23 protein-coding genes and 1 pseudogene are annotated in these 21,282 nt (G+C 48.0%); 12 read left to right on the top strand and 12 right to left on the bottom strand.

All coding sequences use genetic code 11. The annotated features are described in order from the left end of the window. Positions 1–217 precede the first annotated feature (217 nt). Positions 218–1,372: pseudogene (locus DYA43_RS20585) on the top strand (hydroxymethylglutaryl-CoA reductase); the annotation flags it as partial. Between the two features lie 49 nt (positions 1,373–1,421). Here the strand turns inward: DYA43_RS20585 and modC are convergent. From modC to DYA43_RS20565, 4 genes are read right to left on the bottom strand one after another with little or no spacing between them, the layout of a single operon-like run. Then, positions 1,422–2,531, bottom strand: a complete 1,110-nt coding sequence (gene modC, locus DYA43_RS20580; protein WP_061055545.1) for a molybdenum ABC transporter ATP-binding protein ModC — start codon at positions 2,529–2,531, stop codon at positions 1,422–1,424. Next, entirely contained in the window at positions 2,528–3,220 is a 693-nt protein-coding gene (modB, locus tag DYA43_RS20575; protein WP_061056068.1) for a molybdate ABC transporter permease subunit, read from the bottom strand. Before modB ends, modC begins: the two co-directional genes overlap by 4 nt. Before the next feature lie 7 nt (positions 3,221–3,227). Continuing rightward, complete coding sequence (gene modA / locus DYA43_RS20570; protein WP_061055544.1) at positions 3,228–4,013, bottom strand: molybdate ABC transporter substrate-binding protein; 786 nt, start codon at positions 4,011–4,013, stop codon at positions 3,228–3,230. Further along, positions 4,010–5,494 carry a cobyric acid synthase gene (locus DYA43_RS20565; RefSeq protein WP_061055543.1) on the bottom strand — a complete coding sequence of 495 codons (1,485 nt, stop codon included), beginning with the start codon at positions 5,492–5,494 and terminating at the stop codon, positions 4,010–4,012. Before DYA43_RS20565 ends, modA begins: the two co-directional genes overlap by 4 nt. Positions 5,495–5,660: 166 nt before the next feature. Between DYA43_RS20565 and DYA43_RS20560 the strand changes: the two genes are divergently transcribed. From DYA43_RS20560 to DYA43_RS20550, 3 genes are all read left to right on the top strand, one after another. Then, complete coding sequence (locus tag DYA43_RS20560; RefSeq protein WP_020433707.1) at positions 5,661–6,035, top strand: YgiW/YdeI family stress tolerance OB fold protein; 375 nt, start codon at positions 5,661–5,663, stop codon at positions 6,033–6,035. A gap of 152 nt (positions 6,036–6,187) precedes the next feature. Next, positions 6,188–6,712, top strand: coding sequence for a hypothetical protein (locus DYA43_RS20555; RefSeq protein ID WP_020329295.1), 525 nt, complete (start codon positions 6,188–6,190; stop codon positions 6,710–6,712). Positions 6,713–6,846: 134 nt separating this feature from the next. Further along, positions 6,847–7,527, top strand: coding sequence for a flagellar brake protein (locus DYA43_RS20550; RefSeq protein ID WP_020433710.1), 681 nt, complete (start codon positions 6,847–6,849; stop codon positions 7,525–7,527). 5 nt (positions 7,528–7,532) lie between these two features. On the opposite strand, the gene luxQ is transcribed toward DYA43_RS20550, so the two are convergent. The 6 genes from luxQ to DYA43_RS20520 all read right to left on the bottom strand — a co-directional run bounded on the left by luxQ (position 7,533) and on the right by DYA43_RS20520 (position 13,870). After that, complete coding sequence (gene luxQ, locus DYA43_RS20545) at positions 7,533–10,100, bottom strand: quorum-sensing autoinducer 2 sensor kinase/phosphatase LuxQ (protein WP_061055542.1); 2,568 nt, start codon at positions 10,098–10,100, stop codon at positions 7,533–7,535. A 21-nt stretch (positions 10,101–10,121) separates the two neighbouring features. Then, a complete protein-coding gene (locus DYA43_RS20540) occupies positions 10,122–11,219 on the bottom strand; it encodes an autoinducer 2-binding periplasmic protein LuxP (RefSeq protein ID WP_062789265.1) in 1,098 nt (365 codons plus the stop codon). Between the two features lie 210 nt (positions 11,220–11,429). Then, a complete protein-coding gene (locus tag DYA43_RS20535) occupies positions 11,430–12,587 on the bottom strand; it encodes a conjugal transfer protein TraF (protein ID WP_061055541.1) in 1,158 nt (385 codons plus the stop codon). Between the two features lie 113 nt (positions 12,588–12,700). Further along, a complete protein-coding gene (locus tag DYA43_RS20530) occupies positions 12,701–12,982 on the bottom strand; it encodes a GIY-YIG nuclease family protein (protein WP_047457986.1) in 282 nt (93 codons plus the stop codon). 10 nt (positions 12,983–12,992) lie between these two features. Then, positions 12,993–13,628 carry a YceH family protein gene (locus DYA43_RS20525; RefSeq protein ID WP_061055540.1) on the bottom strand — a complete coding sequence of 212 codons (636 nt, stop codon included), beginning with the start codon at positions 13,626–13,628 and terminating at the stop codon, positions 12,993–12,995. A 44-nt stretch (positions 13,629–13,672) separates the two neighbouring features. Continuing rightward, the gene (locus tag DYA43_RS20520; protein ID WP_020329288.1) at positions 13,673–13,870 is read right to left on the bottom strand and encodes a hypothetical protein; all 198 of its coding nucleotides are present in this window, start codon (positions 13,868–13,870) and stop codon (positions 13,673–13,675) included. 189 nt (positions 13,871–14,059) lie between these two features. Between DYA43_RS20520 and DYA43_RS20515 the strand changes: the two genes are divergently transcribed. After that, the gene (locus DYA43_RS20515; protein ID WP_020329287.1) at positions 14,060–14,377 is read left to right on the top strand and encodes a DUF496 family protein; all 318 of its coding nucleotides are present in this window, start codon (positions 14,060–14,062) and stop codon (positions 14,375–14,377) included. Positions 14,378–14,538: 161 nt separating this feature from the next. Here the strand turns inward: DYA43_RS20515 and DYA43_RS20510 are convergent, their stop codons facing one another. Beyond that, positions 14,539–15,507, bottom strand: a complete 969-nt coding sequence (locus DYA43_RS20510; protein ID WP_061056067.1) for a phage integrase — start codon at positions 15,505–15,507, stop codon at positions 14,539–14,541. 306 nt (positions 15,508–15,813) lie between these two features. Here DYA43_RS20510 and DYA43_RS20505 point away from each other — a divergent pair, with 306 nt between their 5' ends. The 4 genes from DYA43_RS20505 (at position 15,814) to DYA43_RS20480 (ending at position 18,902) form a co-directional block, all read left to right on the top strand. Further along, positions 15,814–16,752 carry an AbiTii domain-containing protein gene (locus DYA43_RS20505; RefSeq protein ID WP_061055539.1) on the top strand — a complete coding sequence of 313 codons (939 nt, stop codon included), beginning with the start codon at positions 15,814–15,816 and terminating at the stop codon, positions 16,750–16,752. Between the two features lie 163 nt (positions 16,753–16,915). Further along, positions 16,916–17,674 (top strand): hypothetical protein, encoded by a 759-nt coding sequence (locus tag DYA43_RS20495; protein WP_061055538.1) that lies wholly within the window; start codon positions 16,916–16,918, stop codon positions 17,672–17,674. Positions 17,675–17,771: 97 nt separating this feature from the next. Next, the gene (locus tag DYA43_RS20490; protein ID WP_061055537.1) at positions 17,772–18,359 is read left to right on the top strand and encodes a hypothetical protein; all 588 of its coding nucleotides are present in this window, start codon (positions 17,772–17,774) and stop codon (positions 18,357–18,359) included. 150 nt (positions 18,360–18,509) lie between these two features. Continuing rightward, positions 18,510–18,902, top strand: coding sequence for a hypothetical protein (locus DYA43_RS20480; protein WP_061055536.1), 393 nt, complete (start codon positions 18,510–18,512; stop codon positions 18,900–18,902). 64 nt (positions 18,903–18,966) lie between these two features. Here the strand turns inward: DYA43_RS20480 and DYA43_RS20475 are convergent, their stop codons facing one another. Further along, complete coding sequence (locus DYA43_RS20475) at positions 18,967–19,692, bottom strand: phage repressor protein (protein WP_047462994.1); 726 nt, start codon at positions 19,690–19,692, stop codon at positions 18,967–18,969. A 147-nt stretch (positions 19,693–19,839) separates the two neighbouring features. Here DYA43_RS20475 and DYA43_RS20470 point away from each other — a divergent pair, with 147 nt between their 5' ends. The 3 genes from DYA43_RS20470 to DYA43_RS20460 are packed head-to-tail and all read left to right on the top strand — an operon-like array spanning position 19,840 to position 21,237. Beyond that, positions 19,840–20,298, top strand: a complete 459-nt coding sequence (locus DYA43_RS20470) for a helix-turn-helix domain-containing protein (protein ID WP_004726785.1) — start codon at positions 19,840–19,842, stop codon at positions 20,296–20,298. Between the two features lie 57 nt (positions 20,299–20,355). Further along, the gene (locus DYA43_RS20465; protein WP_061055535.1) at positions 20,356–20,895 is read left to right on the top strand and encodes a phage regulatory CII family protein; all 540 of its coding nucleotides are present in this window, start codon (positions 20,356–20,358) and stop codon (positions 20,893–20,895) included. A 9-nt stretch (positions 20,896–20,904) separates the two neighbouring features. Next, the gene (locus DYA43_RS20460; protein WP_004726788.1) at positions 20,905–21,237 is read left to right on the top strand and encodes a hypothetical protein; all 333 of its coding nucleotides are present in this window, start codon (positions 20,905–20,907) and stop codon (positions 21,235–21,237) included. Positions 21,238–21,282 lie beyond the last annotated feature (45 nt).

Genomic DNA, 21,282 nt, shown 5'->3' with positions numbered 1-21,282 from the left:
TCCCATTTTCTCTCTCCCGTTTTGTGCAAATTGTCAGTGTGTGTGTCGAAACATTGAGTTTGCGCCGCTCATCGGTACAATGCACCCAAATTTTTGAATCAGTATCGCTATGCCAAAACTAAATCTGCAGCGTCGTGAAGGTGCCAGTGCTCTACAGCAAGCATTAACGACCGAACAGTTCACTTCTGCACTAGAACCCAAGCACACGCTTCCCACGACCAAACTGACCTCTAGCCCCGCGCTCACCGAGAAGCATGTTCAGCAACGTTGGGAGAAGCTGGCATTAAGCAGTGCGCAAGACGCGTTGTTTGATCCGGTCACTGAACAGCAGATGATGGCATACGAAAAAAATATCGAGTATTTCATCGGTACCGTGAAAGTACCGGTTGGCGTAGCCGGGCCACTTCGTATCAATGGGCTGCATGCCAATGGTGATTACCTTATTCCATTGGCGACCACCGAAGCAGCACTGGTGGCCTCTTATCATCGTGGAAGCCGCCTGATCACCGCCGCTGGCGGAGCCAGTGCAATGCTGCTCAATGAAGGCGTGAGCCGAACTCCGGTATTTGCCTTTTATAATCTGGCGCAAGCCGGACAATTTGTCGCTTGGGTGACCACGCAATACGATATTTTTAAGTCGATCGCCCAATCCACCACGGCACACGGCAAATTGCATGACATCAACGTGACTCTGGAAGGCAATCATGTCTATCTGGTGTTTGAGTATCTGACCGGAGATGCGTCAGGGCAAAACATGGTGACGATTGCCACCAACGCCGTGTTTGAATTCATCATGCAGCATTCGCCGATTGAACCAGAGTACGCATTTCTGGACGGAAACCTGTCCGGTGACAAAAAGGCCAACAGCCACGTACTGCGCAGTGTGCGCGGAAAAAAAGTCACCGCTGAAATCCATCTGACCGCAGCGCTGGTGAAAAAGTATCTGCACACCACTCCGGAAAAGATGGTCCAGTTTGGGCACATGACCACACTCGGGGGCGCGTTGAGCGGTAGCATCGGTGTCAATGCGCATTACGCCAATGCGCTGGCAGCACTCTACGTCGCTTGTGGTCAGGATGCGGCTTGTGTGGCGGAATCCGCCGTGGGTATTACCCGCATGGAAGTGAACAAGCACGGCGGCCTTTATGCGAGCGTCACCCTGCCGAATCTGATGGTCGGTACGGTAGGCGGCGGTACGGGTTTACCGAGCCAAAAAGCCTGTCTCGATATTCTTGGTTTAGCTGGCAATGGCCATGCCCGAGCCTTGGCGGAAGTTGCGGCCGGACTATGTCTGGCTGGTGAACTGTCCATCGTTGGCGCATTCAGCGCAGGTCATTTCTCGCGTGCGCACCACAAACTGGCTCGTGGCTAACCAAATCACTTCCTAATAAAAAAGCCTTCTGTATCAGAAGGCTTTTTTGTCATACATGACTTAATGCGACATCGCGCTGGGATACGCTCACCCCTTTGATCTGCGCGTAAACCGCCATACCCGGTTGTAGTGCGAGATCCTGCAACGCCCATTCGGTGATAGTCGCCCACAAGAAGCAATCCGGAGCCAGTTCCAGCTTCAGAGCAATACTTTTCTTGTGTTCACCTTGTTGATGGTGCTCAATATTCGCAATACGCGCAGCAAGAATATTCCGAATGGAGGTCTTGCCGGGTTTATCGAGTGTCACTGAGACATCGTTGGCTCGAATCTGCAAGCGAATCGGCGCATTCAGCTCTCCATCCACCTGCTGCACCCAAAGACCCACTTGCGGAGCCAGCATAATCTGGGTTAAGCCAAATTGGGGATGATGCTGGGCAATGTTGCCGGAGAAGAGCGTGCTCTGATCGCTGAACGATTGCCACGGACGCATGCTGTGCGATGACCAGACTTGTTCAATCGGCCCCGAAGCCACCACACTGCCCTGCTCTAGCACCACCAGATGTTCGGCCAGACGCAGAATCTCATTCATACTGTGCGTAACATACAGGATCGGAATTTCCACTTGCTGCGCCAACTGCTCAAGAAACGGCATCACTTCACGTTTACGCGGCATATCCAGTGAAGCCAGCGGTTCATCCATAAGCAGCAAATCGGGTTTAGACAGTAGCGCCCGTCCAATCGCCACGCGCTGTTTCTCGCCGCCTGACAACGCGCTTGGATAACGATCTAACAAAGGGTCCAGTGCCAGTAGGGAAACAACCGAAGCAAAATAGTTGGCATCTTTCTCGCGCACGCCGTAATTCAGATTACCGCGCACCGTGTAGTGTGGAAATAATCTGGCTTCCTGAAACACATAGCCAATCCGGCGCTTTTCTATCGGCAGATTGATGCCTCGTTCGCGGCTGAACAACACACGTTCCTGAATCGTTATCTCGCCGCTGTCTGGCGAAATTAACCCGCTGATAACGTTAATCAACGAGGTTTTGCCTGCGCCAGAACGGCCAAAGATGGCGGTAATCCCCTTGCCTGGTAGCGTCAGCGACACATCGAGCTTGGTTGAGCCTAAGGTTTTCGTAAACTGCACTCGCAACGCGCTCATCGGCTGACCCCCAGTTTACGTTTCATTCTTCGGCTGACCCACTCAGAGATAAAGAGTGAAAGCAGTGCAATCACAATGGAAATAATGCACAGCCTGGCAGCTTCCATCTCTGCACCCGGCGTTTCCAGAAAGTTATACATCGCCAACGGAATAGTTTGCGTCTCACCGGGGATATTCGAGACAAAACTGATGGTCGCACCAAACTCACCAAGGCTGCGGGCAAATGAAAGCATTACCCCCGTAATTATGCCCGGCAACGTCAGCGGTAACGTAATGGTCGCAAACACTTTAAGCGGCGATGCGCCTAGCGTGCGGGCCGCCTGCTCAAGCTTAGGATCCACGCTTTCCAGGCTGAGCCGGATGGAACGAACCATCAACGGTAAAGCAATCACCACACACGCTAGTACGGCACCACGCCAGCTAAAGCTGAACGAGATACCAAACCAGGCATCCAGCCACTGGCCAATAACGCCCTGCTTGCCCATGGAAATCAGCAGCAGATAACCCACTACCACCGGCGGCAGCACCAATGGCAGGTGTACCAAGCTATCAAGCGCACTTTTGCCCACGAACTCTTTGCGTGCCAGCAACCAACCAATACCCAAGCCGATTGGCAGCAACCACAATACGGCATATCCAGCCACTTTGAGGCTGAGCAGGAGTGCCGTTAATTCGTAGTCGGTTAGCAGCGTGATATTACTCAGCAAATTTCTCAGTTCCCATATCCGTGCGGAAGCCGTAATGCTCCATCACCGCTTTAGCTTTATCAGACTCCAGAAATTCGACAAACGCACGGCTGGCGTCTTTGTCAGTAATTTGCACCAGCGGATAGTGAATCGCGCTGTGCAGCGCGGGATCAAACGTCGACACGATTGCCACGTTGTCGGTCAGAATCGCATCGGTTTTATACACCATCCCCAGCGGTGCTTCACCTCGCTCAACCAAGGCCAAAGCCAGACGTACGTTGTTGGTCTGCGCCAGTTTCGGTTGTACGGTTTCCCACACGCCCAAGTTGGTCAGCGCTTCTTTGGAGTACATACCAACAGGCACAGCATCAGTATTACCGACTGCCATGCGAGAGTCTTTCAACACGCTTTGCCACTCTTGCTTGTTGGCAACATCAAACGGTTTTTGTTCTGACTTCGCCGGTTTGATCAGCACCAGCTGGTTTCCTGCCAAAAGAGTGACATTGTCACGCTTAACAATTTTCTTTTCGATCAGATGTGAAACCCATTTTTCATTCGCGGACAGGAAAACATCGGCCGGTGCACCACGTTCAATCTGACGTGCCAATGAAGAAGAGCCGCCGTAAACAGGTACCACGTCGACATCGTGATCCGCGTCATACGCAGAAATAAGGTCATTGACCGCGTTGGTCATAGAAGACGCTGCGTAGATGTTAACGGTATCTTTTGCCCAAACAGGTGTGCTGGCCAATACAGCACTGAGCAAAAACGCGATTTTTTTTATTTGAGTGTTCATGATAAGAGTCCATTGAGTTCTGGCCATAATAAAGCAAGATTCAGATGCTGCTCGATAGCATCAGCAATACGATCGATCGCCTGCTCTTTTGCTGCAACATGATCATGCACTTGAATTGCGTCTGCGCCGGCCCACTGACAAATCAATTCGGCAGCAGAAAAGGTATCAAATATACCGTGTAAATAGGTGCCAAGTATTTGATTGCAGTCACTGACTAGGCCATCTTGCTCACCATGGGTAAGTTCAATCACCCGTGTGCAGTTTGACGCTGGCGAAGACACACTGCGGCCGACGTGAATTTCGTAGCCGGAGACGGGTGTAGACTTACCGTTAAGATGTAAAGTTCCTTTGACGTTGGTGAGCTGCTTCTCGCCCGTCAGTGTCGTTTCCATGGCGAGCAAACCCAGACCTTCGCTGCTGCCGGGCTGACCTTCGACACCTTCGGGATCATGTACCCATTCGCCCAACATCTGATAGCCACCACAAATTCCCATCACTTTGCCACCTAAACGCAAATGACGCTGAATATCTTTGTCCCAGCCTTGCCGCTTCAGATACTCCAGATCAGCGCGAGTCGATTTGCTGCCAGGCAGAATGATGAGGTCGGCACGGTCTAAACGTTCACCCTTACCCACATAACGCAGGTTAATATCTGGATTGAGTCGCAACGCATCAAAATCGGTATGGTTGCTGATGCGGGTAAACACTGGCACCACAACATTGAGTTTGACCTGCTGGCCGACAACCTGATTGGCCGTGATTGCGTCTTCCGCTTCCAGATCAAAGCCGTGCAGATACGGCAGGACACCAATCACCGGCTTGCCCGTTTTTTCTTCCAGCCAGTCGAGACCGGATTGCAACAAACGAATGTCGCCACGAAAGCGGTTGATCACAAAACCTTTGACCCGGTTTTGCTCAGATTCAGACAATAGTGCCAACGTGCCAAACAGATGCGCAAACACGCCACCACGGTCAATGTCGGCCACAATAATAACGGGCACATCCGCTTCTTCGGCAAACCCCATATTGGCAATGTCATTTTCGCGCAGATTGATTTCTGCCGGGCTGCCTGCCCCTTCAATCATGATGCTTTCGTATTCACTTTGCAGACGAGAGAAGGAATCTAACACCGTATGCATCGCCACTTTTTTGTAATCATGGTAGCCGTTGGCCTCCATGTTGCTCAGTGCGCGCCCCTGTAGGATCACCTGCGCTCCGGTATCCGAGTTCGGTTTCAGCAACACCGGATTCATGTGCACGCTCGGCTCAATTCCACAAGCAAGGGCCTGAACTGCCTGTGCGCGGCCAATTTCACCACCGTCCGGCGTCACCGCGCTGTTGAGCGCCATATTTTGCGGCTTGAAGGGGGCAACACGAATCCCTTTTCGGGCCAACACCCGGCAGAGACCTGCCACCAGAACACTTTTTCCGGCATCGGACGTGGTGCCCTGCACCATCAGAGCGTTTAATGACGATTTCATAATTCTACTTATTGTGAAGTTTGTCTCATTGTATACCTGATCTGCTTAAAAAACAGAAGCCTGTAAAATGAACCGAAGATTAATAAGCAACTCAGTCAATATTCAAGCTAAGCATGATGAAATAGCCTCACTGAACAAAAACACCCAAATAAAAAAGGAAATCATCATGAAAACATCAACGGCTTTTATTGCAGTTTCAACGCTGATCCTTGCTCCGACTCTGGCCTTTGCCGGCGAAAAGCACCATGAGCGTAACCAAATTCAGTTTAACGGCCCGGTTGAGGTTTCTTCGGTCCAGTCACTGCTGGATGACAGCACCCTGTTCGGCGATAAAGATGTGGTGGTTGAAGGCCATCTGCTGCGTCAGGTTCGCAAAGATACCTTTGTGTTCTCGGACGGAAAAACCGAGATTCAGGTTGAATTAGACGATGACATTCAGCTCAATGCTCCACTGGATCCGCAAACCAAAGTCCGTCTGTACGGTGAGTTTGAAAACGGTCGCACACCCGAAATCGAAGTCGACCATATTCAACTGCTTTAGTTGTCAGTGGTAAAAAGTATGTCCTAATGCCCACTTTCACGATTCAAGTGAGTGTGTGATGCGCTATTAGATTGAATTATTTAGTGAAATGGCCTGTAATTTGCAGGCCATTATTCTATATTCGAATTCTATTTTAATTAGGACGAACACCAATGCTTAAAAAAACTTGTCTGGCAGGCCTTGTGGCGATTGCCAGTGTCCTTCCGGCGACAGCGTCAGCAAACAATTTTAATTACAACTTTTTAGAGGTGAGAACCGCGCTGAGTCCTGAATCGTTCGGCGGAGAATTCAGCACGTTTTTTACTGAGAACTCACACTTCGTCGGCCGTGCCGATTCGCGCTTTGAAGGTGACTGGGATTTAGCGGGCGGTATCGGCTTTAATGGCCCTATCAACCAGTTTGCCGATATCTATGGCCAGATGTTGCTTCACAGCATTCGTGGTAACAGCGATGAAGACCATAAAACCGAAACCAATATGGAAATCAACATCGGCACACGTATCTGGCTGACCAGCCAAATTGAGGGTCACGCTCGTATCGGCCGCAACGATGACAACTCCGTATTCATTGCCGGCCTTCGTTTCCACTCCACACAACAAATGGTACTCAATGCAGAAGTGCGCAACGCTGGCGTTTGGGGACCACAAATCAGTATGGGTGTTCGCTTCCAATATTAAGTAAACGATGACAATGGGTGTCGCCTTTTCCTACATTCTGAATAATGAGAAAGGCGCCCCATGTAATATAATCTACAAGTTAACGCGATTCTTTGGCAGCGGCTGATCACCGAGTAGATTAAGACAGACCCCATATGGCAGCATCGAACTCTAAAGACCCATCCGATTTAATCAAATACCTCAAGCCCGGGATGAAAATCTCGGCGACGATCCAATTCGGCCCTGATGATAACTACGCATTCTCGACCTCCTTGGTTGGTTTCAAGGCGGAACAGTGTCTGATTCTCGATATGCCTATCAAGGCCCAAGAAGCGTTAGTGATGCGTAAACTGGTCAATGTTCAGATTGTGGTACGTGGAATGAGCGATACCGAACTCGGTCATGTGATTGCGTTCAACACTTCTGTCATTCAGGTGATCTCTTCACCATGTGCGCTGATTTTCATTCGGCCACCGAAGCATTTTTTCACCAAAACCATTCGCGAACATGAACGCTACAAGATTTCGATTCCGGTGGCGCTGACTGAGAAATCTGAGCAGCTTGAGCGCAGTTTCAACGGCACTCTGGTCGATTTTTCTATTTCAGGATGCGGAGTCTTTGTCTCTGGAGAGAATGAGCTGACGGTAAACAACACGATTCGAATCAGCAGTGAGCTTGATGCCCTGTTACCAGACGATCTCGCCTGCCACATCGCCAATATTCGCCGCCAGAGCAAAGGCCATATGATTGGAGTTCAGTTTAACAATCCACTGACGATGTCGGACGAACTGAAGATGGTTCTCTTCGACCAAACCTTCAAATCCGGCATACTTTAGAACGCTTACACAGACCACTCGGTATGGTCTTGTTTAAAGTTCACCAATGCTTTGTGCAGCGTATCTTCTTTGATCGGCTTGACGATCACGTATTCTGCACCGGCAGACATAAACGCTTGCTGAGTTTCCACCACGCCATCTGCGGTACAGGCGTAAACTGGTATTTCTAAGCCCATTTCTTGTTTGATGATGCGCGTGGCATCCACACCGTCGAGATACGGGAGTTGGTTGTCCATCAGAATCAGATCGTAACGCTGCTCTTTGACCTTTTCTATCGCCTGCAATCCATCCGTGACCCAGTCGACGACCATGCCATATTTTTTGCAGAAGGCTTGTGCGATAAACGCGTTGGTATGGTTGTCTTCAACCAGCAGAACATGAATGCTGCCATCGAACAGCTCGTAACGTGATGCGGCTTCTTTACGCTCAATCGACTGTTTTTCAGAGGTAACACGTTCCATCGGCAATTCGATATTAAAACGCGTGCCTACACCAAACGTCGAGCTGACCTGCACCGTGCCGCCAAGCATTTCAATCAGGCTGTGCACAATGGCCAGCCCCAATCCACTGCCGCCATATTCGCGGGTATTGGTCGATTCTGCCTGAACAAACGGCTCAAAGATGATATTCAAATCGGCATCACGAATGCCAATACCTGTGTCCATGACCGAAATGGACAGGTGAGTGTCGCCCGCCTCTTGCAACAGATTCAGCTGAATGCTGATGGCGCCCTGATGGGTAAACTTCACGGCGTTATTGAGCAGATTAAACAGAATCTGATTCAGCCGAACCTGATCCGCATTTACAATCATTGTTTGGTCGATATTGCTGTCAATCGAGAGATCCAAGCCTTTCTCACGACACAATGGACGATAAATTCGTTCAATGGCCGACACCACATCGACCAACGGGAAATGGGTCTTCTGAATCCGGAATTTACCCTGCTCTATCTTTGAGAAATCCAGAATGTCATTCAGCACTGCCAGCAGATGTTCACCACTGCTGCACAAAACATTAACCTGCTCGGCCTGCTCTTTTTCCTTCACTGTACGCTTAAGGAGTTGAGACACACCCAGAATCCCATTCAGTGGCGTTCTCAGCTCATGGCTCATTTTCGCGAGGAAATCCGCTCTGACGCGTGCCGACTCTTCCGCTTCTCTGCGTGCAATACGGCTCTGCTTTTCCGCTTCCGCAATCGAAGTGACATCCTGGCCCTGAGTAATAATCGATTCGATACGGTTCTCCACCACAATCGGCGACAGGTTCCACAGGAACACTTTGTCGTCAACTTCGGTGTTCACTTCTTTGAGAATCTCGCCTTTTGCCGCCAGTTTGATCTGCGGGATCAACTGACGTTTCAGCACAGAGAACAGCGAGTGATATTCCGCATTATTGCGCAGAAAATGCTTCTGAGCCGACGGGTTCATACGAATCAGCTCACCGTCTGCCGTCCAGAGAATGGTTGGCGACAAAGCGAAGTTAAACAGATCCTCAAATTGCTTTTCCTGCGCAGACAGGCGTTGGAATGTGTGTTCCAGCGTGCGGCCGAAGTGATCAAATTCGTAAATTTTTGAGCCTGGGAAGAAGTCATCCAGTCCACGCTCCGCCACTTTATGGGTGTAGGTCATCAACCCTTCAATTTCCGACTCAATACGTCGCTGCAACCACCAACGCGTCAGTATGGAGACACCCACCATCGCCACCAGCGCAAAAACCATCCAGAAATAGTAATTGTCACGTAGGCTCAACGCATTCTCGTTACTCTGCACTGAGTAAACACTGAGATACGTCGGCACCCCTTCCACTTCCAGAACCGTTTTCGCCACCATATTTTTGTCGTACAGCATGTCGCTCATACCGTCCTGCAACACATCGAACGCTGTATAGGATTCGTCTCCATTCAGAGTCGACGCCAAAACTTCTGAACCAACGGTCAAAATCAGGTTCTGCGAGTTACTGCTGTCACGAATGGTCTCGATTAACGCAAAGTTGTTGTTGAGTACAATACTGACGTAGAGAAAACCGATGACTTCGCCGGTTGCGGTATCCACAATCGGTGAGCGGCGAACAAGCAGGTAGGCCGTGCCTAACTCTGAAGGCGTTTGGATTAGGTGCCAGTTACTGCTGATTGACACTTTTCGGATGATGGCATTGAGCTCTTTCGACTGAACCCCATAAAACTGAGAGTTGCCGTCTTCCCATACCATCTCTTTGAGGTCGGTAATGAAACGAATATCCGGCGTATTGTTGAGTTCAAGCTGGTCAACACTGAGAAAGTACTGATCCAGTGCGTCATTAGTATCGCCGTGCAGAGCCTGAATCAAACTGGCATTTTTTGCGCTACTGTCCTGATGAATCTGCAGCGTGGCCAATCGGTAATTGAACAGGTTCTGAATCAGGCTGGAGGTTTGAGTTGAAGTGCGGGCCACTTCCTGTGAGATCAAACGACTGCTGATTTGATAGCTTTGAAACAGTACCGTCAACGTCAGCGCACCAAGCACCGTCACAATCGCTCGGCTGATGAACGTTGCGATTTTTCTTTTCTGTTTGACTGTGCTTGATCTGATGCCCACTCAGTGTTCCTTTGCTACCGATTAACGATCGGAATAACGAAATGCCCGTTGCTTAAATACATCGATTTTCTGCGAACTATCTTCTTTGGTGACAATCTCAAAGTCGCCGGAATAGACCACTGGCACCGCCTCGCCTTCAAGGTCGCGTTTGATGGCTTCTGCCATTGCAATGCCCGTATCGTCGTTGATGCGCATCACGGTCACATCCAGATGCCCTTCATTCAGCGCTTCAAGTTCTGCCGAACCACCGCCCCAGCCGTTCACCTGAATGTCTTCACGATTCTGCTCTTGCAACGCTTGCGCAGCACCCAGTGCCACGTCCGTTGAACAGGCATAAATAAATTTGATGTCCGGATCGTTTTTCAGAATGTTAAGCGTTGCTTCGTAACCACTCTCCTGAGTAGCTTTGGTGTAGTAAGAAGAGGCCAGCTGATAATCACCAGTGCCTTCCATCTGCTGAATAAAAGTGTCGCCACGTGCGTCGCTGACGTAGCCTTCAGAGAAATACAGCACGGAATATTTGCTGCCTTTAGGCACGTGTTCGCGGTAATACTGCGCCAGTTGCTGCGCGCCGGTTTCGTGGTCAAAGCCCACATACATCATCGGCTGACGGCTATCCCAGTCTCTGACCGGAGTAGTGATATTCTGAAGAATCAATTTGGTTGGCGAGGAACTGAGAACATGCTCGATAAACTTGCGGGGACGGGTGGTATCGAGAGTAAAGATCAGATAATCGGTGTTGTTCTTCAGCGCTTCCATCAAAGAAAGGCTTTGCTGACGCATATCCAGATTAGGCCGCGTAAAAACCTGATTGATTTGGTACTCAATCCCCAGCTCTTCCAGACGCATCTCAAACGCCTTAATGTTGCGAATCCAGTAATCTGAAATCTGCTGCCCCGGATAGACGACCGAAATGGTCACAGGCTTGCTTTGTTTGACATTCAGCCTTGCCGGCGATTGTCTGACCGCATTAGAAAGCGACTCCGTCAACGTCTTTTGTTGCGGATTTGCATTCAGAAACTCTTGATAATGCCAGTAACCATTCAGTACTTGAGACGAATACGCAAAGGCTAAAGGAGCAAAACAGAGGCAAACTATAAGTAGTAGTGTTTTTTTCATTTGAGTACCAAACGCAACGTTTGTGATTAGGATACGACTTTCTGGCCCGATGCTCTGCCCTATCAACTGAAAGTTTTCCTTATTCATCAAAGAATAAGGAAAACTAAGCAGCTACGATTATTAAGCATACGGCGTACAAATAAAAGCGCAGACATGCAAAAATCTGTCAACATGTCTGCAACTGCTGAAATAAACCGCAACCCGCCGGCGTTAGAAAGTGAAAGCCAGGTTGGCAGAAAGCCCATATTGATAGTTACCCGCATAATTGGCGGCCAGGTCCACACTGACTAAATCGCCGGGGCTGATCCCCAGCCCGGCCGTGATCGAGTTATCTAACGTGCTTTCCAAATCAATCTCATAACCCGCTCGCAGTTGCGCCCATCCCCACGCGTTGCCTTCCACACCAAATCGCAGGAACTGCGTATCATCATCCACGCCTTTAAAGCGTTTTTGTTTAGTCAAATCCCAGTCGATCGCCAGTGCAAGGAAGTCAGTAACATACCCGCCAGAGACTGTCACCTGCGGATCAAGCGTATAACTGCTCTGGTCATCGTAAGTTTTAATTTCCTGAGAAATCAGGTCTTTTGCTGCAATACCAGCCCTGAAGTTATCTTTTAACCACACGGCACCAATATCGAGGTTGAAGGCATTCTTGGAAGTTTTGCTCTGATCGTAGTCGCTCAGGTCAAAGTCTTTTACCGTCACCACCTCTTTGTATGTTCGCAGTTCCTGAATTTTGGGCGTAATCCCAATCGCTATCTGTTGACCTTGTAGCGTAAACAGCTTCGCGACGGCCACACCATATTCCGAATAGCCAAAGGCCAGCATGTTAACGTACGAATTCTGATAACGGGTTTCGACATCGGATGCCGTATTGCCGGTGTTGGCGGCAATACTGGAATCCGCCAGAATTTCCGCATAGCCACGGGCAAAAAAGTTCAGCGACACCGCATTCATGGGCAGCGCGACAGCAATGCCTGCTCCACCGGAAACCGCAAAAGGTTTGTCATCCGCTAAATCATCAAGATAGCCGTTAAGCTGATCAATATTCTCCTGTGTCGCCGCGCCGACGCCTGCCGCTTCAAATTGATCAATGGAGCTTTGCAGATCATCAATGGTCGAAAGCGACTCATCCGAATCACGGATGTTCGCTCCCAGTGCAGGAACCAGCAGCCCGACCGAGTCCCGGTCACGATACACCGCTGTCAGCGCCGGATTGTAGAAAGGCGCCAGTAAATAGTCTGAAGTTGTTACGCCGGTATTGCCCATCGCGTTACCACGAGCATCCGCAACGCCATTGGCAGCGTAAGCAGACAAAGGACAGATACCAAACATGATCACTGCTGAAAGATATTTATAATGATGCATTTCCTTATTCACCTCTATGAGTCAGGCTCATAAACAAGGTTAATACAGAAATTCAGATTTCACCGATTAATGGCAGGCATTCGCGGTCGTAAACGATGCCTGATTCACAATCGTTAGATAAGAGAGGTTTGTCCGCACACCAGACGCTCTTTGTCGGCTTTGGACAGTTGTTTGATGCGGTATTCCAGTTTGAGGGCGTCGCCTTTGCTCGGGCCGATTTCCTGTTGCCACGCCAGAGAAAGAGGGCCTTTTCCGCGCAAGGCTTTAGCACCCTGACCTTTCTGGTGCTGGGTAAAGCGCCGTTCAACATCGGTAGTGATGCCACAATACAGCGCGTTACCTGACGTCCGAACCAGATAAACCCACCAGTTCGGACTGACAATTTCCGAGTTCATTCGAACCCGATTACAGCTTTTGTTCGATAAGAGCGCGCAGTTCTGCGACCTCTTCACGCAGCGCCGCCACTTCCTGCTCTAACGCTTCAAGCTGAGAGTTTGAAGGTTCGTGCTCAGAGAAGCTCGCCAAGCTGTCAAAATCAACGTCGCCAGAAAACAGATGCTGATAACGCGATTCACGTTTGCTCGGTTCACGCGGCAGTTTCACCACCAGAGAGCGGTTCGCCAGATCTTCCAGTACCGCTTCGGTTTCTTTAACATCGCTAAAGTTACACAGGCGGTTGGTACGAGTTCTCAACTCGCCCGGCGTTTGCGCGCCGCGCAGCAGCAGGCAGCATACAATGCCAAGCTCTTTGTCGTTCAGTTTAAGATCACCGAATTCAGTGTTACAGAAGCGATGCTGATATTTCGATGCACGGCTATTAAAACCACTTTCATCACTCACCAAACGGCGGGCAATCAGGCCTTCTACGGCATCCTGCACATCCGCTTCAGATAGCGACAGCACCGGTTCACGGTTACTTTTCTGGTTACAAGCGGTCGTCAGGCTGTTGAGCGTCAGCGGATAGTGATCCGGAGTGGTAACTTCTTTTTCAATCAGGCAGCCAATAACGCGGGCCTCTAGCGGAGAAAGTTCGTAATTCATTGTCGTTTCCTTCTTTTATCGAGGCTGGCCTCGTGCTCCCATTCTTAATGTTCTGAAGTCAGTGAAAAGCGCACAATCCTGCCGTTTTCATCAATCATGACAACTTTAGAACGGTTTAATTCAATTTCTAGTAATTCAAGGCTTTGCCGTTCGCTGATGTAAGCTTGTCGAAGCTTGGGGCGAAGATCGGGCTCGGCTGGCAATGCTTCTTTCTTAGGAACAATAATTTCTGAGGGTTGCATGGTCGAATCATTGTTTCGTCATTAATTGGCCTCATGATATAGCGCAATTTCAGGCAAGTACAATCTCTGCGAATACCGAGTGACTATTTATTGGTCAAGGTGTTGTTAGGTTTGATCTAAAGGCTGTTATGAGCCTTGATGTTGTGTTTTAATCATTGACAGTTGCATTCATTCTAGGAAAAGGGACCTATGAACAGCGTATTTGAAATCGTGAGTCTGGCTCGCCGTAAAAACAAACTAAAACGTGAACTTTTAGACAACGAGAAAAAAGTTCGTGATAACCGTAAGCGTGTTGATCTGCTGGAAAACCTGGTGGATTACATCAAACCTGATATGACTCAGGAAGAAATCATCGCTATCGTGAAAAACATGAAAGCGGACTACGAAGATCGTGTTGATGACCACATCATCAAGAGCGCAGAAATTTCAAAAGAGCGCCGTGAAATCAGCCGCCGCATTCGCGAACTGACTGAACAAGACAAACTGATGCACCAAGGCAAAAAATAAGCCTGACGCTTGAGTTTAAAACCCGCCCAATGGCGGGTTTTTTATTCCCGCCATACCTAGCAAAGTCTAGTATTTTCAAGGCCTCCAGACATACTCAATCACGCTTATATGTATCGATGTATAGTCTATGTGGTCAATTTGTGGATCATTTTCCGGCCACTTTAAAGGCTGTTTAAGGGGTTGAATCTGACTGCGTCTTGCAGGTAATCCGGCGCGAAATGCGCGTAGGTCATCGTTTGCTGAATCGTCGCGTGGCCGAGTATTTTTTGCAGCGTGAGGATGTTGCCGCCATTCATCATAAAGTGGCTGGCGAACGTGTGGCGAAGGACGTGGGCGGCCTGCCCTTTGGGCAAATCGAAATTGCACTGTTTGAGCTGCACATAGAACTCGGCATAACAATCTTTGAACAATCGGCCAGACTTGCCCGTGACGATTTCATCTTGCAGTTCCTGGCTGATCGGCACCGTGCGGTCTTTCCCGTTCTTGGTATCGAGAAAGGTCACTTTGCAATGGCTGACCGTGCTGCCCTTTAGCTCTTCTGCTTCACCCCATCGTGCACCTGTGGCCAAACAGAGCTTGGCAACCTTGTAGCTATCCCCAGAAAGCACGCTGAGTAAGTGATTCATTTCATCAACCGAGAGAAACGCCATTTCGCGTGTTTTGGGGACTTTCAGTTTAAAGCCAGAAACCGGATGCGGGTTGTGGAACTCCTTCACCGCGATGAGCGCGGTAAACACATTGCTCAAACAGTTCATCTTGCGGTTAAAGGTAGTCATCGCCCTGCCCTTGTTGAGCTGAGCCATTCGGTAATCTGCGAGCAGTTTGTGGGTGATCTGGTGCGCTTTAGGAAAGCCGAGTTCCTTGTCGACCAATTTCACTTCCTTAAGGTAGGCTTCGGCGGTTTTCTTCGATTGCCCTTCGTACTTCCACCACAGTTCAATCAACTCACTCAGAGAGCGGCGATCGGCGGGCTTTTCTAGCCACTCTTTATCATGGGCCGTCGCCAGCACATGCTTTTCATATTGGGTAGCTTCGAACTTGGTATCGAACTGGCGGCGATAGCGCTTACCGTTCCGGCCTTGCGGCCGCAGGTCAACCAACCACTTTTTACCCTCTTTCTTAATGCTCATAATCTGCTCACTCAACAACATGAGCAGAAATGATAAATCACAACTGTACATAAACACAGTATTTGATTCACACAGAAATGCACATTGATGCGTAATTGTGGTGATAAAACCCAAACCGATCACACCAAAAGACACAGTCGTTTGATACTGTGGATGCGTTTCATTTGTCAGTTGTGAGTACATAAAGCCACCAAAGCATATGTCCCCTTTGGGATGGTGTTTTAGATAGATTCTGTCTGTACTTTATTCTGAACTTATACCTATTAGGTCTAGTTAAAAGGGACTGTTAAACGTTTTGAAGGAGTTATGGTGGTTGTAAGTAAGAGTGAACATACATTAGAGTTAGTTCAAGACCTGTTGGATGACTTAGAGCTTGGGCGTTCTTCCGTCGAAAAAATTATCCTAAAAGCGTCTCGGTTAGCAAGAATCGTTGGCGCTGAAGAAGTTAAAGAATGGTTGCGCTTTGAGCTGGGTGGCTTCTATTCAGATAATTCCATCTCACTTAAATACATGACATTAACTGGGCGTTGGACAAATCGTGATGAAAATAAGGGATATTGGATGCCCCTTGCTCAGATTGAAGCTCGCATTGAAGCCGATAAAGCTAAGTTATCAGTCATGAGAACACCGGACTCTTCAGGTGACCACAATTACGCTGTTCACCATGCAACTAGAGCAATGAATGAGACAACAAATAATATTTCAAAGTTCAGTGGAATTCGCAGCAAAGTCATAGCATTACTACACAAATTTATAACCGACGTATACTACGAGAAAGTATTTGATAATTTATCTGAATCAATCTTTGAGGGCTACAAACGAGAGGTTGACCACTTAATTTCAGAAAACTGTGGTGATGTACTTGAACAGATTCCAACTGTTATGGAAAGACTTAGTTCCGGTAATGCCGAGGCGATTAGTCATGCACTTACCACTTGTCGACGCGTAATCGAATCTTTCGCTGATTCAATTTTTCCGGCTTCTGATGAAACTATGAACATTGGTGGCAATGAGTTAAAACTAGACGCAAGTAAGCATCAAAATAGAATCAATGCTTACATTCACCAAAGGTGTGAAAGTAAATCGCGTAAACAACGTTTTCGCCAAAACTTAGCTAATTTGTTCGATAGAGTCTCAACGGGGGTTCACAAGGATGTTACCCCAGAAGAAGCAAAAGCACTTTTCCTTAATACTTACCTGTTTCTGGGAGAGGTGCTGCACCTCGAGGAGAACAAAAACGTTTAACAAACTGTTTAAGAGTGATTCGCAACGTGTGGCATTTTCACTATGCGTTGCGACTAGTGTTTAAGGTGGTATGTGGCAGCTTTTGTATTGCGTTGCTCACACCTTAACAGGGCGTTATAAATACGTGATTATTGGTGTATACCTTGGAACTAATAGAATTTTTATGAGTAAAGAAAATATAGAGAGACACAATCAAATTTGTTTGATGTCAGAGGTTTTAATTGATTTTAATCATAAGAAAGTATGTAACCTTTATCAATTCTTAAGCCCTATGGTTGGTTACAGAGCAACAATATTGCTACTCTGCTTGGAACAAAAGAGAGCCGTTACCACAGAAGAAGTAAAGTTTATCGGTGAAATTCTTAGTTCATTAAGTAATAAAAGATCATTTAATGTGCCGCTTTTAGTCGAGCATCCTCTTAGTTTTACTCTCGTATCACAACTAAATTCATACGAAACTAGACTAGGGAATACATACTTTATTAGTGCAACCCCGCAAAGTAAGTGGAACAAGAATTTACTAGGCGATACACGTAAGTCATATGAAATAGACCTTCTACTAGAACTATACTTTATGTCTGGGGACAGTAAGAACATCATAGCGAAAGCTGCTTTAGAATATGATGGTCCTTATCATCTGCAGGAAACAAATGTGCGTAAGGATAAGTTCAGGGATTCCCAGATACAGGCTGATGATATTCCAGTATTTAGGTTGCCGAGCCAGAATACGCATTTCACACCCCAGCAAGGCCGAGATGAATTTAGGGCGCGTCTGGATATTTATAAGGAAAATGTAAATGACTTTATTCAGAAGCGTATTTTTGACTATGAATCTCATATACTAAATGACAGAAATTATTCTGTGACTAACGAGAAAAATACTATATCTCTAGGGTCAGGAACGAATCACAAGTATTTATAACAAAGCATTTAAGAGTGATTCGCAACGCTTGGCAGTTTCGCTTCGCTCAAGTATGCCGCTCACACCTTAATGCTGCGTTAGAAATTATCGGATAACTATGGACGAATATCTAAAAATTGGGGCAACTATCATTGCTGCTCTTGGCGGAAGTGGTGCCATTATTCTTGGGTTGGCAAACTACTTAGGTAAAATTTGGGCAAACCGGCTAATGGTAAAGGAAAAAGCCGAACATGATCGAGAGCTGGAGAAGCTGAGAACTGGGTTACATCAGGAAAGCCAGCAAAATTTAGCTAAACTCAATAGTGAGATTGAAGTCTATAAGCAAACCCAACTCAGAGAGCACAATGATAAATTGTTGATCTATAGAGCTACAATTGACTTGGTGGCTACAATGCTGGCTAAAGTGGAAATGATCGTTCTTAGAAACAAGCAGCAGCTAACAGCACAAGAAAGAGAGCAATTCGAGGCAGAGCGCCTCAAGATTTATGGGTATCTAGCAATGATAGCGCCGCAAGAGGTGATGGATGCAAATGATGTGTTCATAGATCAGTTATTAGCCGTTGTATTTGATGGTAAATATGTGAGTTGGGAAGTTATTAGATCTAAGGCTCTCAATTTAACCAACGCAATGCGCAAAGACATTGGTATCGACAAGTCTGAAGTGTCATATAACGGTGAAAGATAATTCTAACAATCTGTCCAAGAGTGATTCGCAACGCGTGGAATTTTTACTATGCGTTGCGTTTAGTGTTTAAGGTGGTATGCCGCAGCATCGGTATTACGTGCCTCACACCCTAATTGAGCGTTATATTGGCAATTGAGTTTGGAGCTTTAAATGAGTGATGTATTAGGTTCAATCGGTCAGGCTATCAATCTGGCAAAACGTTTACGTGAAATCAGTAAAAATATCGAAGATGCAGAATTTAAGAATTTGTTGGCAGATTTGAACTTGGAGCTGGCAGATACAAAATTAGCACTTGCAGATGTCATGGAACAAAACTCGACGCTAAAACTTGAAGTTAACGAACTTAAAAACTCCCAGGGTAATAATTTAAGTCAGTTAGAGTTCAGAGATTTTGCGTACTATGGTGCAAATAACGATGGTCCTTTCTGTTCGGCTTGTTACGAAACTAAAAATAAACAAGTCACGTTAAGCAAAGTATCAGGGACATTCAGTACTTTTGGTCATCATAAATGTCCATCCTGTAAACAGTATTATGGTGGCTAAACCAATATAACAAACAGTCAAACCCACCCCATCAAAAAAGCCACCTATCAAGGTGGCTTCTTTTTTAAAAAATCTTCTTAAACACTGGCGCGATGGCTTTGCCGATAATCTTAAAGTTGCGCCCGTTCTTGTGGTTGATCTCGAATGACTCGTAGGTCGGGTTGTCTGAAATCACCTGGTAAATCCCTTTCGGAATGTTCCACTTCAAACGTTTTACGTAAACCGCATCGTCGATGCGAATCACGTATACCCCATCCGTGACCGGGTGTTGTAGTTCGCGGGTATCAACCAGCAGCCTGTCTTTGTGGCTGAGGGTGGGTTCCATTGAGTTGCCGTCAACGTAGATGATGGCTGCGCAGTTCGGCGCAAGGCCAAACTCAGCCAGCAGGCTTTTGGGAATGATGAGCTTGTCTATCTGGTACTCGCTGTGCACCAGTGAGCCCGCCCCTGCTGCTGCGTGAACGTCAAACACGGGCAATTCGCACCAGTCTCTGACTTCCGCCAGTGGCACGATTTTAGAAACATTACTTGGTTCTGGAGCATCCTCTTTTGTAGGTGCTTCCAGTGCCATCAGCGCTTTTGCTTCGTCTGGGTCCGTGATGTATCTCTCAATTAACTGCTTTTTTACGTCAGCATGGAAATTAGAGATATGGTATTCAAACGCCCGTCCCTGCCCTGACGCCTTTCTTCTTAACCATTTGTTTCTTTTAGATTTTTGGCTAATACCCTCTAGGGTATTAGGCGTACCGTCGAGCTCAACTAGCTCATTACTGGTATACCATTCGCGCATAAGTACCTTATTTAGCCCTTGATCTATACCTTAATTGATCATTTAATTGAGCAAAATTAACCAAACACAAGTAAGCACAACTGCACACGATGAAGTTTTGAAGGCATCTACGTGAGCATTTATGCACAGTTATGTATGGAAGATACCATGACCCCGCTGATTAAACTAGATATGCCGTACCTGCCAATCGAAGAGTATGCGCGACGTCAACATATTGATTTGGTTGAGTCGGAGCAACTGATTGAGGCTGGAAAGCTGCCCATGAAGGCCGCGACACGCTGCGAGAAGAAGCGCTTCGTCAATATGGTCACCCTTTCACGCATGCGTTTGTGTAAAGAGTTTAAAGACCAACCTGACCTATTGGAGAAGCTAAATATGCACGTTTCAATTCAACCCGATTCCCCGATCCTCCCTACCTGTGAACTGGCCCGCCGTTGGGGTGTGTCTGAAAACTCGATTCGCAACATGATTCGCGAGGGAAAGCTGCCTGTGATTGAGCGCGATGGCGCCAAGGGCAAGCACTACGTCAACATGGGCGCGCTGTGGCAACACGCCATTGAAGATTCTGAAAAGCCTGAAAACGACCACTTTTATCATTCGTTTTAAGTGAGCAGCCATTGCGGCTGTGAGCTCATTTCACTTGCGACAAGGTGAGTATCAAATATGGACATGAACACTTCAATGTACGTTTTCCTTGAGGGCAAACAAAAGGCATTTGATGAAGCGTGCTGCGCGTTCCGGGCGGCCAACAAGGTGTCGGCTATTGCTGCCGCCGTTGGCTTAGATGCATCGGTGCTGCGCAATAAGCTCAACCCAGAGCAGCCACATGTTCTGACGTGCGCCGAGCTGGTTGCTATCACCAAAGCCAGTGGCGACTACACCATCATCAATTCTCTTTTGCTTGGCCTTGGTGTGGTGACCGCACAACTGCCACAAGAAGAGAAAGCCGAAACCTTCCTCAAGCGGGTGCTGGAACATTCGATGCTGTCGGGCGACCTGTCGCGCATGGCGTTAGACCACGGCGGCGACACCCGCCTACCCCGCACAACCCGACACAAAATTATCTCTAAGGCACAGGCCAGCATCGGCAACCTGATGCTTTTAATTTCTGATCTTGAAAACCGCACCTCTGGGGCGACGCCGTTCTTTGCGATGAGCGTGGATTTTATCACCCAAGGCGCGCCAATTCCGGGCCTGTCCTAAGGAGCCAAGATGAATCAGCTAGCCAGAAACGCACACACCCAACACACGCCGCCAGCGCAAGAGAGCATCGCCGCGTGCAAATCGCTGTTTAACGGCGCCGCCACCCGCTGCCAGTTGAAGAAGATGTTCAACGAACTGCCAGAGAAAAGCCGTGGCTTGGTGCTGATCGCCGGCGGCCTGCCCGCGCGCGATTACAACCGAGAATTCGAATCGTTCGATGACCTGGAACTGCAAAAAATCCGCACCGGAATGCAGTACCTGAAAAACCTGACGGTCACGTTCGACAGCAAGGTCGGCGATGTTCGCCGCCTCAAGCACTACCAGTTCAGCAACACCCATTAACCTAGCCAACCTTTGCCCCCGTGGTATTCCTCTCGGAATGGGGGC

It is taken from the genome of Vibrio fluvialis (genome assembly GCF_900460245.1).
GTDB lineage: Bacteria > Pseudomonadota > Gammaproteobacteria > Enterobacterales > Vibrionaceae > Vibrio > Vibrio fluvialis.
This window is presented reverse-complemented; position numbering and strand designations above follow the sequence as displayed.

What these genes read in the sequence shown, in the direction of transcription:
- modC (WP_061055545.1), bottom strand. Translation starts at nt 2,531, where the DNA reads ATGAGCGCGTTGCGAGTGCAGTTTACGAAAACCTTAGGCTCAACCAAG.
- modA (WP_061055544.1), bottom strand. Translation starts at nt 4,013, where the DNA reads ATGAACACTCAAATAAAAAAAATCGCGTTTTTGCTCAGTGCTGTATTG.
- DYA43_RS20565 (WP_061055543.1), bottom strand. Translation starts at nt 5,494, where the DNA reads ATGAAATCGTCATTAAACGCTCTGATGGTGCAGGGCACCACGTCCGAT.
- DYA43_RS20560 (WP_020433707.1), top strand. Translation starts at nt 5,661, where the DNA reads ATGAAAACATCAACGGCTTTTATTGCAGTTTCAACGCTGATCCTTGCT.
- DYA43_RS20555 (WP_020329295.1), top strand. Translation starts at nt 6,188, where the DNA reads ATGCTTAAAAAAACTTGTCTGGCAGGCCTTGTGGCGATTGCCAGTGTC.
- DYA43_RS20550 (WP_020433710.1), top strand. Translation starts at nt 6,847, where the DNA reads ATGGCAGCATCGAACTCTAAAGACCCATCCGATTTAATCAAATACCTC.
- DYA43_RS20540 (WP_062789265.1), bottom strand. Translation starts at nt 11,219, where the DNA reads ATGAAAAAAACACTACTACTTATAGTTTGCCTCTGTTTTGCTCCTTTA.
- DYA43_RS20535 (WP_061055541.1), bottom strand. Translation starts at nt 12,587, where the DNA reads ATGCATCATTATAAATATCTTTCAGCAGTGATCATGTTTGGTATCTGT.
- DYA43_RS20530 (WP_047457986.1), bottom strand. Translation starts at nt 12,982, where the DNA reads ATGAACTCGGAAATTGTCAGTCCGAACTGGTGGGTTTATCTGGTTCGG.
- DYA43_RS20525 (WP_061055540.1), bottom strand. Translation starts at nt 13,628, where the DNA reads ATGAATTACGAACTTTCTCCGCTAGAGGCCCGCGTTATTGGCTGCCTG.
- DYA43_RS20520 (WP_020329288.1), bottom strand. Translation starts at nt 13,870, where the DNA reads ATGCAACCCTCAGAAATTATTGTTCCTAAGAAAGAAGCATTGCCAGCC.
- DYA43_RS20515 (WP_020329287.1), top strand. Translation starts at nt 14,060, where the DNA reads ATGAACAGCGTATTTGAAATCGTGAGTCTGGCTCGCCGTAAAAACAAA.
- DYA43_RS20510 (WP_061056067.1), bottom strand. Translation starts at nt 15,507, where the DNA reads ATGAGCATTAAGAAAGAGGGTAAAAAGTGGTTGGTTGACCTGCGGCCG.
- DYA43_RS20505 (WP_061055539.1), top strand. Translation starts at nt 15,814, where the DNA reads ATGGTGGTTGTAAGTAAGAGTGAACATACATTAGAGTTAGTTCAAGAC.
- DYA43_RS20495 (WP_061055538.1), top strand. Translation starts at nt 16,916, where the DNA reads ATGAGTAAAGAAAATATAGAGAGACACAATCAAATTTGTTTGATGTCA.
- DYA43_RS20490 (WP_061055537.1), top strand. Translation starts at nt 17,772, where the DNA reads ATGGACGAATATCTAAAAATTGGGGCAACTATCATTGCTGCTCTTGGC.
- DYA43_RS20480 (WP_061055536.1), top strand. Translation starts at nt 18,510, where the DNA reads ATGAGTGATGTATTAGGTTCAATCGGTCAGGCTATCAATCTGGCAAAA.
- DYA43_RS20475 (WP_047462994.1), bottom strand. Translation starts at nt 19,692, where the DNA reads ATGCGCGAATGGTATACCAGTAATGAGCTAGTTGAGCTCGACGGTACG.
- DYA43_RS20470 (WP_004726785.1), top strand. Translation starts at nt 19,840, where the DNA reads ATGACCCCGCTGATTAAACTAGATATGCCGTACCTGCCAATCGAAGAG.
- DYA43_RS20465 (WP_061055535.1), top strand. Translation starts at nt 20,356, where the DNA reads ATGGACATGAACACTTCAATGTACGTTTTCCTTGAGGGCAAACAAAAG.
- DYA43_RS20460 (WP_004726788.1), top strand. Translation starts at nt 20,905, where the DNA reads ATGAATCAGCTAGCCAGAAACGCACACACCCAACACACGCCGCCAGCG.